15 protein-coding genes are annotated in these 15,911 nt (G+C 67.4%); 9 read left to right on the forward strand and 6 right to left on the reverse strand.

Features of this window, described 5'->3' with window-relative positions:
- Positions 1-4: 4 nt before the first annotated feature.
- From araD to AC5I49_RS25890, 4 genes are all read left to right on the forward strand, one after another.
- Complete coding sequence (gene araD / locus AC5I49_RS25875) at positions 5-1,732, forward strand: L-arabinonate dehydratase (RefSeq protein WP_495790105.1); 1,728 nt, start codon at positions 5-7, stop codon at positions 1,730-1,732.
- Positions 1,733-1,816: 84 nt separating this feature from the next.
- The gene (locus AC5I49_RS25880) at positions 1,817-2,200 is read left to right on the forward strand and encodes a hypothetical protein (RefSeq protein ID WP_151020195.1); all 384 of its coding nucleotides are present in this window, start codon (positions 1,817-1,819) and stop codon (positions 2,198-2,200) included.
- A 366-nt stretch (positions 2,201-2,566) separates the two neighbouring features.
- Positions 2,567-4,258, forward strand: coding sequence for an aspartate-alanine antiporter (aspT, locus tag AC5I49_RS25885; protein WP_205626944.1), 1,692 nt, complete (start codon positions 2,567-2,569; stop codon positions 4,256-4,258).
- 54 nt (positions 4,259-4,312) lie between these two features.
- On the forward strand, positions 4,313-5,908 hold the full coding sequence (locus tag AC5I49_RS25890) for a bifunctional aspartate transaminase/aspartate 4-decarboxylase (protein ID WP_016447046.1): 1,596 nt from the start codon (positions 4,313-4,315) through the stop codon (positions 5,906-5,908).
- 41 nt (positions 5,909-5,949) lie between these two features.
- Here the strand turns inward: AC5I49_RS25890 and AC5I49_RS25895 are convergent, their stop codons facing one another.
- Entirely contained in the window at positions 5,950-6,888 is a 939-nt protein-coding gene (locus tag AC5I49_RS25895; RefSeq protein ID WP_495790106.1) for a DMT family transporter, read from the reverse strand.
- Between the two features lie 75 nt (positions 6,889-6,963).
- Here AC5I49_RS25895 and AC5I49_RS25900 point away from each other — a divergent pair, with 75 nt between their 5' ends.
- The 4 genes from AC5I49_RS25900 (at position 6,964) to AC5I49_RS25915 (ending at position 9,594) form a co-directional block, all read left to right on the forward strand.
- Complete coding sequence (locus AC5I49_RS25900; protein WP_392444350.1) at positions 6,964-7,866, forward strand: LysR family transcriptional regulator; 903 nt, start codon at positions 6,964-6,966, stop codon at positions 7,864-7,866.
- Positions 7,867-7,933: 67 nt separating this feature from the next.
- Positions 7,934-8,272: a nitroreductase family protein gene (locus AC5I49_RS25905; RefSeq protein WP_495790107.1), complete on the forward strand. Its 339-nt coding sequence runs from the start codon at positions 7,934-7,936 to the stop codon at positions 8,270-8,272.
- A 129-nt stretch (positions 8,273-8,401) separates the two neighbouring features.
- Positions 8,402-9,313: a bestrophin family protein gene (locus AC5I49_RS25910; RefSeq protein ID WP_047327316.1), complete on the forward strand. Its 912-nt coding sequence runs from the start codon at positions 8,402-8,404 to the stop codon at positions 9,311-9,313.
- A 71-nt stretch (positions 9,314-9,384) separates the two neighbouring features.
- Entirely contained in the window at positions 9,385-9,594 is a 210-nt protein-coding gene (locus AC5I49_RS25915; protein WP_013802290.1) for a DUF4287 domain-containing protein, read from the forward strand.
- Positions 9,595-9,611: 17 nt separating this feature from the next.
- Here the strand turns inward: AC5I49_RS25915 and AC5I49_RS25920 are convergent, their stop codons facing one another.
- From AC5I49_RS25920 to AC5I49_RS25930, 3 genes are read right to left on the reverse strand one after another with little or no spacing between them, the layout of a single operon-like run.
- Positions 9,612-10,592, reverse strand: a complete 981-nt coding sequence (locus tag AC5I49_RS25920; protein WP_016447051.1) for an alpha/beta hydrolase — start codon at positions 10,590-10,592, stop codon at positions 9,612-9,614.
- A 2-nt stretch (positions 10,593-10,594) separates the two neighbouring features.
- Positions 10,595-11,491: an alpha/beta fold hydrolase gene (locus AC5I49_RS25925; protein ID WP_012205750.1), complete on the reverse strand. Its 897-nt coding sequence runs from the start codon at positions 11,489-11,491 to the stop codon at positions 10,595-10,597.
- 39 nt (positions 11,492-11,530) lie between these two features.
- Positions 11,531-12,586, reverse strand: coding sequence for a sugar phosphate isomerase/epimerase family protein (locus tag AC5I49_RS25930; RefSeq protein WP_016447053.1), 1,056 nt, complete (start codon positions 12,584-12,586; stop codon positions 11,531-11,533).
- A 142-nt stretch (positions 12,587-12,728) separates the two neighbouring features.
- Here AC5I49_RS25930 and AC5I49_RS25935 point away from each other — a divergent pair, with 142 nt between their 5' ends.
- Positions 12,729-13,343: a TetR/AcrR family transcriptional regulator gene (locus AC5I49_RS25935; RefSeq protein WP_495790108.1), complete on the forward strand. Its 615-nt coding sequence runs from the start codon at positions 12,729-12,731 to the stop codon at positions 13,341-13,343.
- A gap of 4 nt (positions 13,344-13,347) precedes the next feature.
- Here AC5I49_RS25935 and AC5I49_RS25940 read toward each other — a convergent pair whose 3' ends face one another.
- Together AC5I49_RS25940 and AC5I49_RS25945 are read right to left on the reverse strand one after the other, a co-directional pair.
- On the reverse strand, positions 13,348-14,487 hold the full coding sequence (locus tag AC5I49_RS25940) for an acyl-CoA dehydrogenase family protein (RefSeq protein ID WP_495790109.1): 1,140 nt from the start codon (positions 14,485-14,487) through the stop codon (positions 13,348-13,350).
- Positions 14,488-14,569: 82 nt separating this feature from the next.
- Positions 14,570-15,901: a c-type cytochrome gene (locus AC5I49_RS25945; protein WP_016447056.1), complete on the reverse strand. Its 1,332-nt coding sequence runs from the start codon at positions 15,899-15,901 to the stop codon at positions 14,570-14,572.
- Positions 15,902-15,911 lie beyond the last annotated feature (10 nt).

A 15,911-nucleotide genomic window follows, 5' to 3' on the forward strand; every position in this document is an offset into this window, starting at 1 on the left:
AACCATGACACGTTCCCCCGAATCCCTGCGCAGCGCACGCTGGTTTGCTCCCGATGATTTCCGCTCCTTCGGCCACCGCTCGCGCGTGCTGCAGATGGGCTATGGCTACGAGGACTGGATGGGCAAGCCCGTGATCGCCATCGTCAATACCTGGAGCGATGCCAACCAGTGCCACGCCCATTTCAAACAGCGCGTGGAAGACGTCAAGCGCGGCGTGCTGCAGGCGGGCGGCTTTCCGCTGGAGCTGCCGGCCATCTCGCTGTCGGAAAGCATGGTCAAGCCCACGACCATGGTCTATCGCAACTTCCTGGCCATGGAGACGGAGGAGCTGCTGCGCAGCCACCCGGTGGACGGCGCCGTGCTCATGGGCGGCTGCGACAAGACCACGCCGGGGCTGACCATGGGGGCGATCTCCATGGGCCTTCCCTTCATCTACCTGCCGGCCGGCCCCATGCTGCGCGGCAACTGGAAGGGGCAGGTGCTGGGCTCGGGCTCGGACGCCTTCAAGTTCTGGGACGAACGCCGCGCCGGCCGCCTGGACGAGCAGGCCTGGCGCGAGATGGAAGCCGGCATTGCCCGCAGCCACGGCACCTGCATGACCATGGGCACGGCGGCCACCATGATGGGCATTGCCGAGGCCGTGGGCCTGGCGCTGCCGGGCGCTTCGTCCATTCCGGCCGCCGACGCCAACCACATCCGCATGAGCTCCGAGTGCGGCCGCCGCATCGTGCAGATGGTGTGGGAAGACCTCACGCCCGCCCGCATGCTCACCCGTGCGCATTTCGAGAACGGCATTGCCTGCGCCATGGCCATGGGCTGCTCCACCAACGCCATCATTCACCTGATCGCCATGTCGCGGCGCGCGGGCCATCCGGTCAGCCTCGATGACTTCGACGCCTTCAGCCGCCGCGTGCCCGTGATCGCCAACATCCGGCCCAGCGGCGACCGCTATCTGATGGAGGACTTCTTCTATGCAGGCGGCCTGCGCGCCCTGCTGGAACGTATCCGCCCGCATCTGGACACCGGGGCCATGACGGTCAACGGCAAGACCCTGGGCGAGAACATTGCGGGCAGCCAGGTCCACCAGGACGACGTGATCCGCCCCCTGTCCAGCCCCATCTACGCAGAAGGGGCGCTGGCCGTGCTGCGCGGCAACCTGGCGCCGGACGGCGTGGTCATCAAGCCCAGCGCCTGCGCCCCACACCTGCTGCGCCACACGGGCCGCGCCCTGGTGTTCGACGACTACCCCAGCCTCAAGCAGGCCGTGGACGACCCCCATCTCGATGTGAACGGCGAAGACATCCTGGTGCTGCGCAACGCCGGCCCCAAGGGCGCGGGCATGCCCGAATGGGGCATGCTGCCCATTCCCACCAGGCTGCTCAAGCAAGGTGTGAAAGACATGCTGCGCCTGTCCGACGCCCGCATGAGCGGCACCAGCTACGGCGGCTGCCTGCTGCACTGCTCACCCGAATCCGCCGTGGGCGGGCCGCTGGCCCTGGTCAAGACGGGCGACCGCATCACGGTGGACGTGCCCGCCCGCCGCATCCACCTGGAAGTCAGCGACTCAGAACTCGCCACCCGCCGCGCCGCATGGACGCCCCCGCCCGCGCGCTACGAGCGCGGCTATGGCTGGCTGTTCGGCCGCCATATCCTGCAGGCCAATGAGGGATGCGATTTTGATTTTCTGGAGACGGGTTTTGGGCGGGCTGTGCCGGAGCCGGATATTTTTTGAAGCATGCAAATCAATTCTTTCTTTCAGACTTCCCTATATGATGGAAAGATTTTTTGATCCACATTGCATCAGAATATTGAAACCATGAAAGCAATTGAAAAGCAATTTTCCCAATGGGTCGACGAAACACTGTCCGGCGATCTGCCAGAAGGAATCGCGGCATTCCACTTCAATCTGTATGACTCGCCCACATCGCACGAGCTCCAGATTGTGGGCTGCCCGACCTACGACCCGCAGGACCCGGACTGGGCGTGCGATGACATATTCATGTCCGACGACCCTCACTTCGAGTTGCCGCACGAAGTCGTGGGAAGCGATTGGGAGAAAGGACTTGCTGCTGCCAGGAAACTGCTTGGCTCCTACGTGGCCTCGGAAGCGGCAGGAGCCCTTCGGCTGCGCCAGTCGCAAGCGGTGAGCGCCGGTTTTGTGGATGGAGAGCTCCACCTCATCTGGTCGCGAGATGCGTAATTGATGAATTCAGCTGGCGGGCAATAGATTTCATCCAAAAACTGGAATCCTGGGCCTGCAAGCAAGGCAGGCTTGTATATGTATCCGCTTTTGCTGACGGCGCAGTCCTACATTGCCGTTGGTCTTTGTCGTGAATAGTGGCTCTGTTCTCAACAAGGATTGACCCAAAGAAGCCAATGAAATAGCCATATTCGATTGAATATTTCTTGGTCACAATCATTTGTGCAGAAGTATTTTCGATAGCTATTTCCAATAGCGACTCGCCGTTTCCCAGTCCACGCGCACGCAATGCCCCCTGCCCTCCCGGGGCAGCCGCTTCCGTTGCCTTGCACCGCCGTGGACCTCAACCCAGAAGCAGAGGTGGCTGTGGACTTTCTCAGAAGCATCTTTCATCAGGCTCCGGAAATCGCGCTGTTCGCTGCCTTGGCGCTCGGTTACTGGGTGGGCAAGTTCAGGTTCGGGTCGTTCCAGCTGGGGGGCGTGGCGGGGTCGCTGCTGGCGGCGGTGCTGATCAGCCAGGTGGGGGTGACCATCGATTCGGGCATCAAGGCGGTGCTGTTCGCGCTGTTCATCTATGCCGTGGGTTTCGAGAGCGGGCCGCAGTTCTTCCGTTCACTGGGGCGGCAGTCGGTCAAGGAGATCCTGATGGCCCTGGTGGTGGCCGTGTCGGGGCTGGTCACGGTGGTGGTGATTGCCCGGGTGTTCCATCTGGACAAGGGGCTGGCGGCGGGGCTGGCGGCGGGCGGGCTGACGCAGTCGGCCATCATCGGCACGGCGGGCTCGGCCATCGAGAAGCTGGGGCTGGCGCCCGACGAGGTGCAGCGCATGCAGGCCAATGTGGCCATCGGCTATGCGGTGACCTATATCTTCGGCTCCTTCGGCGCCATCATCATGTGCGTGAACGTGCTGCAGTGGCTGACGGGCCGCAAGATCCGCGAGGACGCGATCCAGGCCGAGCAGGAGCTGCTCAAGGGCGTGCGCGTGTACGGAACTGGCGAGTCACCGGCCGTGCCGGATCTGGTGGGCCGCATTTTCCGCGTGGGCCAGGCGGGCCGCACCGTGGCGGAGCTGGAGGCCAGCGCCACCGCCAACGGCGGCACGGTGACGGTGGAGCGCATACAGCGCAAAAACGCGATGGTGGGCGTGGACGGCAGCCTGGCGCTGGAAGCCGGCGACATCATCTTGCTGGTGGGCCGGCGCGCGGCCGTGGTGGCGCTGGGCGCCTCGGTGGGCGAGGAGCTGCAGGGCGCCGAGGGCATGGACGTGGTGATGGTGCGGCGCGACGTGGCCATCTCCAACAACCAGTACCTGAACCGCAGCGTGAAGGACATCCTGGACAGCCTGTCGCAGGAGTTCAAGCACGGCGTGTATGCGGTGGCGCTGATGCGCGCGGGCACGCCGGTGCCGATTGCGCCGGCCACCATGGTCATGCCGGGCGATGTGGTGACGCTGTTCGGCACGCCGCAGGATGTGCAAAAGGCTGCGCAGTCGGTGGGCCCCATCATCGTTCCCAGCGACAAGACGGACTTTGTCTTCCACGGCCTGGGCATCACGGTGGGCCTGCTGATCGGGCTGCTGGTGCTGCGCCTGGGCTCCATTCCCATCACGCTGGGCAGCGGCGGCGGCGCCCTGCTCGCCGGCCTGCTGTTCGGCTGGTGGCGCAGCCGCAAGCACACCTTCGGCAACATGCCCACGGCCGCTTCCACGCTGCTGCGCGACCTGGGCCTGGCCGGCTTCGTGGCCATGGTGGGCCTGCAGTCGGGCCAGCAGGCCGTGACCACGGTGATGCAGCAGGGCCTGACGCTGTTCCTGCTGGGCGTGGTGGTGACCATCGTGCCGCTGCTGATCGCCATGCTGTTCGGCAAGTACGTGCTGCGCTATGACAACGTGGCCGTGTTCGCGGGCTCGCTGTCGGGGGCGCGCAGCGCCAACCCGGCGTTTGGCGAGATTCTGGACAAGGCCGGCAACTCGATTCCCACGGCACCGTTCGCGATCACCTATGCGCTGGCCAATGTGTTCCTCACGTTGCTGGGTCCGCTGGTCATCGCCTTTGCCTGATCACCCCTGACCGATCCCCAAGGACCACCAAGGACCATCACAAGGAGCTGCGCAATGAGCAAGGATTATCGGAGTCTGGCGAATTTGAGCCCGTTCGAACTCAAGGACGAACTGATCAAGGTGGCCTCGGGCAAGGCCAACCGCCTCATGCTCAATGCGGGGCGCGGCAATCCCAACTTCCTGGCGACCACGCCGCGCCGGGCCTTCTTCCGGCTGGGGCTGTTCGCGGCGGCGGAGTCGGAGCTGTCGTACTCCTACATGACGGTGGGCGTGGGCGGGCTGGCCAAGCTCGACGGCATCGAGGGCCGCTTCGAGCGCTTCATCGCCGAGCACCGCGACCAGGAGGGCGTGAAGTTCCTGGGCAAGTCGCTGAGCTATGTGCGCGACCAGCTGGGGCTGGACCCCGCCGCCTTCCTGCACGAGATGGTGGACGGCATCCTGGGCTGCAACTACCCCGTGCCGCCGCGCATGCTCACCGTGAGCGAGCAGATCGTGCGCCAGTACATCGTGCGCGAGATGGCAGGCGGCGCCGTGCCGCCCGAGTCGGTGGACCTGTTCGCGGTCGAGGGCGGCACGGCGGCCATGGCCTATATCTTCGAGAGCCTTCGCATCAGCGGCCTGCTCAAGGCCGGCGACAAGGTGGCCATCGGCATGCCGGTGTTCACGCCGTATATCGAGATTCCCGAACTGGCCCAGTACGACCTCAAGGAAGTGCCCATCCACGCCGACCCCGACAACGGCTGGCAGTACTCCGACGCCGAGCTGGACAAGCTCAAGGACCCGGACGTCAAGATCTTCTTCTGCGTGAACCCCAGCAACCCGCCGTCCGTGAAGATGGACCAGCGCAGCCTGGACCGCGTGCGCGCCATCGTGGCCGAGCAGCGGCCCGACCTGCTGATCCTGACCGACGATGTCTACGGCACCTTTGCCGATGAATTCCAGTCCCTGTTCTCGGTCTGCCCTCGGAACACGCTGCTGGTGTATTCGTTCTCCAAGTATTTCGGGGCCACGGGCTGGCGCCTGGGCGTGATCGCGGCGCACAAGGACAACGTGTTCGACCATGCGCTGGCGCAGTTGCCCGAGTCCGCCAAGAAGGCGCTGGACCACCGCTACCGCTCGCTGCTGCCCGATGTGCGCTCGCTCAAGTTCATCGACCGCCTGGTGGCCGACAGCCGCGTGGTGGCGCTGAACCACACGGCCGGCCTGTCCACGCCGCAGCAGGTGCAGATGGTGCTGTTCTCGCTGTTTGCGCTCATGGATGAAGCGGACGCCTACAAGCAGGCCCTCAAGCAGCTGATCCGCCGCCGCGAGGCCACGCTGTACCGCGAGCTGGGCATGCCCCCGCTGGAGAACCCCAACTCGGTCAACTACTACACGCTGATCGACCTGCAGAACGTCACTTGCCGGCTCTACGGCGAGGCCTTCTCGCAATGGGCGGTGCAGCAGTCGTCCACGGGCGACATGCTGTTCCGCGTGGCCGATGAGACCGGCATCGTGCTGCTGCCGGGCCGGGGCTTCGGCTCCGACCGCCCCTCGGGCCGCGCCTCGCTGGCCAACCTCAACGAGTACGAGTACGCCGCCATAGGCCGCGCCCTGCGCCGGCTGGCCGACGAGTTGTACGAGCAGTACAAGGCGCTGGGCAAGGAGTAGGCCCTGCGCACAAGGCCCGCACGGCTCATCGCCCGCACGGCTCATCGCAGCTGTCGGGCCTTGACCACCAGCAGCGCCCCGGCCATCAGGCCCACACCGGCCAGTTGCACCGCGTCCAGCCCACGCCCGTAGACGGCCCAGTCCAGCACGATGGCCGTCAGCGGATAGACGTACTGCAGCACGGCGATGCGGCCCAGCGTGAGGCGGGCCATGCCCGCAAAGAGAATGGCGTAGGCCAGGCCCGTGTGCAGCACGCCCAGCCCTGCCAGCCAAGCCCAGGATGACGGCGCCTGCGGCCAGCCATGAACCAGCGGCACCCACAGCAGCAGCACGGTGCCAACCGCGCATTGCCACCAGGCCAGCGCAAACGGCGTGACCACTTTCTCGGTCTTGGCCAGGATGGTCACGGCCGCATAGCACAGCGAGCCGGCCAGGCACATGAGCAGTCCGGACACATGGTCCGGTCCCCAGGCCGCCGCATCGCCACCCAGCCGCCCCGTGGTCAACACCAGTCCCAGCAACGCCGCCACCACGGCCACCGCCTGCCGTGGCGCCACGGCCTCGCGCAGCACCAGGGTGCCGAACAGCATGATCCACACCGGCTGGATGTGGAACACGATGGTGGCCACGCCAATGGAGGTGCGCGGTATGGCCGCAAAGAACAGCGCCCAGTTCAGCACCATGAGGACGCCGGTCGCCGCCACCACCGGCCAGCTCCTGCCGCGCACGCGCAACTCCCGCACGCGGCCCGTGGCCAGCCCCCAGGCCAGCAGCGCCAGGGCACCGAAGGCGCAGCGAAACAGCACGGTGACCAACGGATGCTGTCCGGCCTCCTGCACGAACACGCCCACGGTGCCCAGCAGCACGCCGCCCGCGATCATCAGCCACTGGCCGCGTGTCTCCTGCGCTGTGGGAGCGGCTTGTGCGGTCGCGGCGGAGGCTACGGATGCGGCCTGTAACGAATGGGTTCTGTCTTGCATGGCCACGATCGTCTCGTGGCAGGAAATTCTCGTAAAGCAAATAGTTTGCAGGTTTAGTATTCGATATTCGAATCCATGGAGCATGCCGTGAACCACCCCGACCTGCAGATCGACTGGCTGCGCGCCCTGGTGGCCGTGGTGGATGCGGGCTCGCTCTCGGCTGCCGCGCCGCTGCTGCACCGATCACAGGCCGCCGTGAGCATGCAGATCAAGAAGCTGGAGACCGCCCTGGGCCGGCCCGTGCTGCTGCGCGGCCCGCGCCATCTGCAGCTGACGCCCGCAGGCGCCGAGCTGCTGGGCTATGCGCGGCGCATGCTGGAGCTGCAAGCCCAGGCGCAGGCGGCACTGTTCGGCCCCGACCTGTCCGGGCGCGTGCGGCTGGGCGTGCCGGACGACTACGCATCCACCTATCTGACGCCCGTGCTGCGCAGCTTCGCGGGCCGCTACCAGGGCGTGGAGATCGAGCTGACCTGCGAGCAGTCCACTGCACTCATCCCGCAAGTGGTGCGCGGCACGCTGGACCTGGCCCTGGTCTCGCGCGACAGGCCCCAGCGCGGGCGCCTGCTGTTCCACGAGCCCCTGGTCTGGGTGGGCGCGCCGCAGCACGAGGTGTGGAGGAAGAATCCCCTGCCGATTGCCGTCTACGAGGCCGCCAGCCTGGCGCGCACGGCCGCGCTGTCCAGCTTGGCAGCCCAGCGGCGCGCGCACCGCGTGGTCTATCACAGCTCCAGCCTTGCCGGCCAGCTGGCCGCCGTGGAAAGCGGCCTGGCCGTGGCCGTGTTCACGCGCTGCAGCGTGCCGCCGCACCTGCAGGTGCTGCAGAACCTGCCGGCCGGCTTCGAGCTGCCGCCGCTGGTGTCCATGGAAGTGTCGGCCCTGCGCAGCAAGGCCTCGCAGGGCTCGGCGGCCGTGGATGCCATGTATGGGCAGTTGATTGCGACGCTGGGCCAGGCACCTCAGGAGCTGACCAAGGCCTGACGCCTGGCGAGGTTCGGCAAGCATTCTGCGCACGCATTTCGCTGTATAGCTGCGCTCGCGCGTTCCCATGCGCGAGCAATGGCTGGCCGCAGGGGCTGCCCTGGGCAACTTCCTCAATGCCGCCCACCATTTGGGCTTTGGTGCCATCGTGCTCAGTGGGGAGCGCTGTTTTGACCCGGCCCTGCATTCAGCGCTGGGTTTGCGCGAGGGCGAGCACCTGGCCGGCTTCATCAGCCTGGGCACCATCACCAGCCAGCCATCCCCGCGCGCAACGGTGGCGCCCTCTTCCATGCGCAGGGCATGGCAGGCGGAGCAGGCAGCAGCGGTCACGGCACAGGCCCTTCTCCAGCCAGACGGCAACCACGACAGCCACAGCAGCCACGGCAGCCACGGCAGCGATCTTTGAAGCCGCAGCCAGCGCGTGCAGGGTGGCGCGCAGGTGGCGCACTGACTGCGCGGGGCGGTTAGAGTTGCGGGGCTGCTGCGCCCTCTTGCCCCCACTTGCGCCCTCTTTTCCATCACGGAACAAGCTTTCATGATCATCCGGCCCCGCCCCCACTGGCTGCGCATGCTCTTCGTGCTGCGCGGCTCGGTGCTGCCCGACATCCTGCCCCAGCTGATGGCCGCCACCCTGTTCGCCGTGCTGGTCACGGCCCTGCACGGCCAGCTGTTCGCCTGGAAGGTGCCGCTGAACTTCGTGCCGTTTTCGCTGATCGGGCTGACGCTGGCCATCTTCCTGGGCTTTCGCAACAGCACCAGCTACGCGCGCTATTGGGAGGCGCGCACGCTGTGGGGCACCCTGCTCAACGAGACGCGCTCCCTGGTGCGCCAGGCCCGGACCTTGACCGATGCACCGCAGCACGCCCCGGCCCTGGCCATGGTGCTGGCGGCCTTTGTGCACGCGCTGCGCCACCAGTTGCGCGGCACCGATGCCGCGGCCGACATGCGCCGCCTGCTGCCCGCCGCCGACTGCGAGCGCCTGGCCACGGCGCGCTTCAAGCCTGCCGTGCTGCTGCTCATGGCCGGCGAATGGCTGCAGGCGCGCCGCAGCGACGGCAGCCTGCAGCCCGTGCTGGTGCCCGCCATGGAGGCGCCGCTGTGCAAGCTGGGCGAGGCACTGGGCGGCTGCGAGCGCATTGCGGGCACGCCCATCCCCTTCACCTACGCAGTGATCATCCACCGCACCATCTACCTGTACTGCCTGCTGCTGCCCTTCGGCCTGGTGGATTCCATCGGCTTCATGACGCCGGTGATCGTGGCCTTCATCGCCTACACCTTCTTCGCGCTGGAGGCACTGGGCGCCGAGCTGGAGGAGCCCTTCGGCACGGCGCCCAACGATCTGGCGCTGGACGCCATGTCGCAGATGATCGAGGCCACGCTGCGCGAGCTGACCGGCGAGGTGCTGCCCCCTGTGCCGCAGCACAAGGATGTGCTGTTCCTGACCTGACCCTGCCTGCCGGCCCGGACAGCGCCAGCGGCACAATCTGCCACCCGCATCACAGAAAAAGGACAAGCGCCATGACGGAGACAAGCAAGGTCAAGGGACCGGCCTCGTATTTCCCTTCCATCGAGAAGACCTACGGCCAGCCGATTGCGCACTGGATGGACCTGCTGCAACAGCAGGACACCCGCAAGCACATGGAACTGGTGGGCTGGCTCAAGGCCCAGCACCAGATGGGGCACGGCCATGCGAATGCGCTGGTGGCCGTGTTCCTGGCACAGGCCTGACCTGCACCCGGCAACCCTCAGCCGATGGCCGTGCCGAAAGCCTGGCGCACGGCGGCACCCGCTTCGTCAAACAGGCGGCGTGATGCCGGCGCCAGCCCCAGCATGTGCATGCAGGCGTGCACCATGCCGGGCAGGCGCACGGCCTGCACCGCCACACCGGCCTGCGCCAGCCGCTGCGCATAGGCTTCGGCCTCGTCGCGCAGCGGGTCGTATTCGCAGCTGATCACCGTGGCAGGCGGCAGGCCTGCCACGTGGTCCGCGCGCAGCGGAGAGACAAGTTCGTGCCGCCCCGATGCCGCATCGCCCAGGTACGCGCCATAGCAGTACTCCATGGCCGCACGCGTGAGGTAGTGGCCCTCTCCAAACTGGAGGAACGACGGCGAGTCCATGGCCGCGTCCAGTGCCGGGTACAGCAGCAGCTGGTGGGCGATGGCCGGTGCGCCCGCCTCTCCCCAGCCTTCTTGCTGCCGCGCCAGCAGGCAGGCTGCGGCCGCGAGGTTGCCGCCCGCGCTGTCTCCGGCCACGCCGATGCGCCTGCTGTCCAGGCCCAGCGCATCGGCCTGCTCAAAGGTCCAGGCAATGGCATCGCAGAAATCATGCAGCGGCACGGGAAAGCGGTGCTCGGGCGCCAGCCGGTAGTCCACCGAGACCACGACGGCGCCCGTTGACATGGCCAGCGCGCGGCAGGGGTTGTCGTAGACCTCCAGCGAACCCAGGCACCAGCCGCCGCCGTGGGCGAAGACCAGGGCGGGCTGGGGCGTGGGTGTGACCGAGGCCAGCGGCCGGTAGATGCGCACGCGCAGCGGCGCACCGTCGCGCGCGGGCAGCGTGAAGTCTTCGGTGCGGGTCACGGCCTCGGCCGGGCCGTGCAGGGCGCGCAGCCCGGCGTCGGTGGCCTCGCGCAGCGCCGCCAGCGTGGGCTGCGTGGGCGGGGCCACGGCCTGGGTTGCCTGCGCCAGCTCGGCGAGATAGCGCGCAATGTCAGCGTCCAGGCCCATGGTCACAGCGTCCTTTGCAGGAAGGGCAGCAGTTCGGCGATGAAGGGCTCGGCGGCTTCCTCCATGATGAAGTGGCCGCAGCCCGGCACGATCACGCCCGACAGGTCATCGGCATGGCCGCGCAGCGTGGCCAGCGGCGCATCGGCCGTGGCGTGCTCGGCGCCAATGGCCAGCACGGGCATGGCCAGCGGGCGCAGCGCACGCTCGCGGTTCTGGCGGATGGTTTCGGGAATGGCGCGGTAGTAGGCAAAGCCGCCGCGCAGGCCACCGGGCGCCGCATAGGCATCGACATAGACGTCGACGGCCACGCGGTCGCGCCGCAGCGACCAGCGGTTGAACATGAATTCCAGGTAGGCGCGCTCGCGCCCCGCGATCAGGGTCTCGGGCAGGTCGGCCAGCTGGTTGAACATGAAGTGCCACAGGAAGATGTTCTGCTCTGGCGGCGCAAAGATGCTGGGCTCGGGCGCCAGGCCGGGGATCACGGCTTCGGTCAGCGCCAGGGACTGCACGGCCTGCGGCTGGTCGCTGGCCAGTGCATAGGCCACCCACATGCCCACGTCGTGGCCGGCGACCTGGTAGCGCTCATGGCCCAGCGCCAGCATGGTGCGGTGCAGGGTCAGCGCGATGGAGCCCGTGTCGTAGCCGGTGTCGGGCCGGTCCGAAAAGCCCGTGCCCGGCGGATCGACGGCAATGGCCTGGAAGCCCTGCGCCGCCAGCGCCTGCATGACGTGGCGCCAGGCATACCAGGTCTGGGGCCAGCCCGGGATCAGCAGCACGGGCGCGCCCTGCCCGGCCGTGATGCAGTGGATGCGGCGGCCGTCGATGCGCACGTAGTCGTGCGAGAACTCGCAGGCCTGGTCTTCCTGCTTGCGCAGGGCGTTCGATGTGAAAGCGTTCATTGTTGGATTCTTTTTGAGGTTCTTTGGCTGCGGGCGTGCTCAGGCGATGCCGAGCATGGCGTTGATCTGGCGCTGGTCCACGGGAGCGCCGGCGAAGTCGTCAAAGATCTTGTCGGTGACGCGGATGATGTGGCGGTTGATGAAGTCCACGCCCTCGCGTGCCCCGTCTTCCTGGTCCTTGAGGCAGCACTCCCATTCCAGCGAGGCCCAGCCCTGGTAGTCGTACTGGGCGAACTTGGAGAAGATGGCCTTGAAGTCCACCTGCCCGTCGCCCAGCGAACGGAAGCGCCCTGCCCGCTCCAGCCACGAGGAATAGCCGCCGTAGATGCCCTGGCGCCCGCTGGGCAGGAACTCCGCATCCTTCACATGGAACATGCGGATGTGCTCGCGGTAGATGTCGATGTAGTCGAGGTAGTTGAGCTGCTGCAGCACGAAATGGCTGGGATCGAACAGGATCTTGCAGCGCGCGTGCTGGCCCACCAGCTCATGGAAGCGCTCGAAGCTGGTGCCGTCGTGCAGGTCTTCACTGGGGTGGATTTCGTAGCACAGGTTCACGCCCTGCTCGTCGCAGGCGTCGAGGATGGGGCGCCAGCGGCGCGCCAGCTCCTCGAAGGCGGTTTCGATCAGGCCGGCCGGGCGCTGCGGGAACGGGAACAGATAGGGCCAGGCGAACGAGCCCGAGAACGTGCCCATGTCGCTCAGCCCCATGCGGCGCGATGCACGGGCCGACAGCTTGAGCTGCTCCAGCGCCCACGCCGTGCGTGCGGCCGGATTGCCGCGCAGCGCCTCGGGCGCAAAGCTGTCGCACATGGCGTCGTAGGCCGGGTGCACGGCCACGAGCTGGCCAAAGATGTGCGTGGTCAGCTCGCTGGCCACCAGGCCGTGCGAGGCCAGCATGCCGTTGACATCGTCGCAATAGGTCTGGCTGCTGGCGGCCGTGGCCACGTCGAACAGGCGCTGGTCCCAGGCGGGAATCTGCAGGCCCTTGAAGCCCACGCCGGCTGCCCAGCGTGCGATGTCTTCCAGGGAATTGAACGGTGCCTTGTTGTCGGCGAATTGCGCCAGATGAAGGCTGGGGCCCTTGATGGTCTGCATGTGATTTCCTTGCGTTGAGCTATTGTTTGTTGATCGACAAAGAATAGTATCACGCCAACGCGGCTGCTTTTGCGAAGCCGATGCAAGACAGCATCACGGCGCCGCTAAGATGCCGCCCTGACTGTTGAGAAGGATGAGGAAGATGGCCGGAAGACCCAGGGAATTTGACCGAGACCAGGCGCTGGAGCGCGCCATGCTGGCGTTCTGGCGGCGCGGCTACGAGGGCACGTCCATGGCCGACCTGGTGCAGGCGCTGGGCATTGCGTCAGCGCGCATCTATGCGGCCTTCGGCAGCAAGCAGGACCTGTTCCGCGAGGCCGTGCAGCGCTACGAGGCCGGTGATGGCGGCTTTGCCGACCGCGCCATGGCCCAGGAGCCGCACGTGCGCGACGCCCTGGCCCGCGTGCTGCGCGATGCCGTGGCCACCTATACGGACGATGCCCATCCGCTGGGCTGCATGGTGGTCACCGCCGCCACCAATTGCGCCGAGGAAAACGAGGCAGTCGCCGCCTGGCTGGCCGAACACCGTCGCCAGCGCACGCAGTCCCTGATCGACCGCCTTCAGCGCGCGCTGGATGAAGGCGAGCTGCGCGCCGGCACCGATGTGCAGGCGCTGGGGGATTTCTATGCCACGCAACTGCACGGCATCTCCGTGCAAGCCCGCGATGGCGTGCCGCGCCAGCGGCTGCTGGCTGCAGTGCAAACCGCCTTGCTGCTGCTGGACACGGCGCTGACGTCCGCAGGCAAGGCGGAATGAACCGTCAGGCGCCGAGCTTTTGCAGTTTTTGCAGCTCGGCGCGCAACTGGATCACGCTGGGCGTGACGATGGGGATGAAGGCCGATTCACGCCAGCGGCGGGCAAAGCCATCGTCCGCATCCAGGCTGTAGGCGCGGCCACCGGCCGTCTGCAGCTCCAGCTGCATGGCCTGCTGCACGCAGTCGTGCAGGGCCAGGCGCAGCGCGAAAAGCCGCTCGGGCGCCTCCACGAAATCGCCGGCCTCTACACCGGCCTTGAGTGCCGCCACCGCCTGCTCCAGATGGCTGCGGGTATCGTCCAGCGGCTGCTGCAGCACATGCCCGCCCTGCCCCATGCGCGAGGCGGCCTGCGCACAGGCCGCGCGCGCCAGGCCGATGGACAGGCCGCATTGCATGCCCAGGAAGGCCGGCCGCACACGCGGCAGGAATCCGCCGGCGCGCTCGGCCAGCAAATCGTCTTCGGTGATGGCCACGTCCTTGAGTTGCAAGGCGGCGGTGTTGGTGCCGCGCAGGGCAATCAACTCCAGATCCGGCGAGCGCTCCAGGCCAGGGCGATCAGACGGCAGGGCCACGATCATGGGCGGCGCGCCGTCGTCACGCGCCACGGCAATGGCGGCCAGAAAGCGCGGCCCGCGCAGGTTGGTGCACCAGGGCACGCTGCCGTTGAGCAGCCAGCCGCCGCCTTCCCGGGCCGTGGCGCGGATGTTGAGTGCCTCCAGCCCGCTGAGGAATTTCATGATGTTGGACAGCCCCGAGGCACCGGCCGCCTCGCCCGCCAGCAGCGCGGGCAGCCAGCGCTCGCGCAGGGCCGCATTGCCGGTGTTCGCCAGCATCTCGATCAGCACGCGCTGGCCCCAGAAGGCAAAGGCGGCGGACATGGAGTGCGTGGCCACCTGGGCAATCGCCTCGATGGCATTGCCGGCGCGGCCGCCCTGCCCGCCCAAGGCATCAGCCAAGCCGTGGCCCAGCAGCCCGGCTTCGGCCAGATAGGGCACGACGGCGGCCGTGGCCTCGCCGTTGCCGGCATCCAGCGCCTGGGCACGTGCATCCAGCCATTGGCGGTTGGTGTCGGTCAGCAGGGGGAAATTGGGCATGGGCTCAGGCATGGGGTCGGGCATGGGGCTTGTCATCTTGCGGGTCACCATAAAAAAAGGGACCGCTGTGGGAACAGCGGTCCCTTGCCATCCTAGCGCAGCACACAGGCTGCGCAGATGACGCAGCGCAGGCTCAGTGCGCCGCCACCTTGCCGGGGCGTGTTTCCTCGCGCAGGGCCTTGACCTTGTCGCTCAGGCCGGGCCATGGCTGCAGGCCGTACTGGCTGCGCATGGTGTTGAGCAGCGTGGCGATCTGATCGTCGCTGAGGTTGTGGCGGAAGGCGGGCATGGTGCCCAGCTGCGGGCGCGCCGGTTGCGTGATGCCGTTGAGCACCACATGGATGGCGTTGGTCGGCGAGTCGCTGTACAGGTTGGTGTTCAGCGACAGCTGGGGACGCACCCCGAAGCTGCTGCCGGCCAGCACGCCGCTGGGGTCGGCACGGTGGCAGGCCATGCAGGCGCCCTGGTACAGGCGGTAGCCCTGGGCGTCGACCGGCAGCTTGGCAACCTCGGTCTTTTCCTTCACCAGGGCCTGGGCGTCCCCTGCGCCAGCGGCGTCTGCCACAGGCTTGCGGTACGACATCAGGTAGGTGGCCATGGCGTTGATGTCCTCGGCCGACTGGTGGGACAGGCCTTCGATCACGGGCGCCATGGGGCCGGCGGCCACGCCGTGGCGCTCCGAGAAACCGGTCTGCATGTAGCGGACCAGGTCCTCGCGCGTCCAGGGCAGCGGAGCCACGGCCTTGTCGTTGAGCGCGGGCGCATCCCAGCCGTCGATGAAGGCGCCGGCCAGGTGGTCGGCACCCTTTTTCTCGGCGCCGAACTGGTTGCGCGGCGAGTGGCAGGCGGCGCAGTGGCCCAGGCCTTCGACCAGGTAGGCGCCGCGAATCCACTCGCCCGACTGGTTGGCGGGCGCGGGCTGCTCGCCCGGCTCCAGGTACAGCGCATTCCACAGGGCCAGGCCACGGCGCACGTTGAACGGGAAGTTCAGCGCGGTCTTGGGTGCCTCGTTGGAGACAGCCGGCTCGGTCATCAGGAAGGCATACAGCGCCTTCATGTCCTCATCGGTCACGCGGGTGAATGCCGTGTACGGGAAGGCGGGGTACAGGTAGTTGCCCTCGCGGTCCACACCATGGCGCATGGCGCGCTCGAAGGCCTCGTACGACCAGCGGCCGATGCCGGTTTCGGCATCGGGCGTGATGTTGGTCGAGTAGATGGTGCCGAAGGGGCTGGGCATGGCCAGGCCGCCTGCGTTGCGCTGGCCGCCCGGTGCCGTGTGGCAGACAGCGCAGTCGCCCATGTGCGCCAGGCGGCGCCCCTGGTCGATCTGCTGCTGGCTGAATTCCTGCACCGGGATCTGCTGCAGGGGCGCGATTTCGCTGCGGCCCGTGGCCAGCCAGAAGGCGGCGCCGGCCACGGCGGCCAGGCCGACCACGCCGAGGGTGATTTTCTTGAGTGTGTGCATGTTCCGGTCC

This window comes from Delftia sp., assembly GCF_059499305.1.

Coding starts and splice junctions, on each gene's coding strand:
- araD (WP_495790105.1), top strand. CDS start 5: ATGACACGTTCCCCCGAATCCCTGCGCAGCGCACGCTGGTTTGCTCCC.
- AC5I49_RS25880 (WP_151020195.1), top strand. CDS start 1,817: ATGAAAGCAATTGAAAAGCAATTTTCCCAATGGGTCGACGAAACACTG.
- AC5I49_RS25890 (WP_016447046.1), top strand. CDS start 4,313: ATGAGCAAGGATTATCGGAGTCTGGCGAATTTGAGCCCGTTCGAACTC.
- AC5I49_RS25895 (WP_495790106.1), bottom strand. CDS start 6,888: ATGCAAGACAGAACCCATTCGTTACAGGCCGCATCCGTAGCCTCCGCC.
- AC5I49_RS25900 (WP_392444350.1), top strand. CDS start 6,964: ATGGAGCATGCCGTGAACCACCCCGACCTGCAGATCGACTGGCTGCGC.
- AC5I49_RS25905 (WP_495790107.1), top strand. CDS start 7,934: ATGCGCGAGCAATGGCTGGCCGCAGGGGCTGCCCTGGGCAACTTCCTC.
- AC5I49_RS25910 (WP_047327316.1), top strand. CDS start 8,402: ATGATCATCCGGCCCCGCCCCCACTGGCTGCGCATGCTCTTCGTGCTG.
- AC5I49_RS25915 (WP_013802290.1), top strand. CDS start 9,385: ATGACGGAGACAAGCAAGGTCAAGGGACCGGCCTCGTATTTCCCTTCC.
- AC5I49_RS25920 (WP_016447051.1), bottom strand. CDS start 10,592: ATGGGCCTGGACGCTGACATTGCGCGCTATCTCGCCGAGCTGGCGCAG.
- AC5I49_RS25925 (WP_012205750.1), bottom strand. CDS start 11,491: ATGAACGCTTTCACATCGAACGCCCTGCGCAAGCAGGAAGACCAGGCC.
- AC5I49_RS25930 (WP_016447053.1), bottom strand. CDS start 12,586: ATGCAGACCATCAAGGGCCCCAGCCTTCATCTGGCGCAATTCGCCGAC.
- AC5I49_RS25935 (WP_495790108.1), top strand. CDS start 12,729: ATGGCCGGAAGACCCAGGGAATTTGACCGAGACCAGGCGCTGGAGCGC.
- AC5I49_RS25940 (WP_495790109.1), bottom strand. CDS start 14,487: ATGGTGACCCGCAAGATGACAAGCCCCATGCCCGACCCCATGCCTGAG.
- AC5I49_RS25945 (WP_016447056.1), bottom strand. CDS start 15,901: ATGCACACACTCAAGAAAATCACCCTCGGCGTGGTCGGCCTGGCCGCC.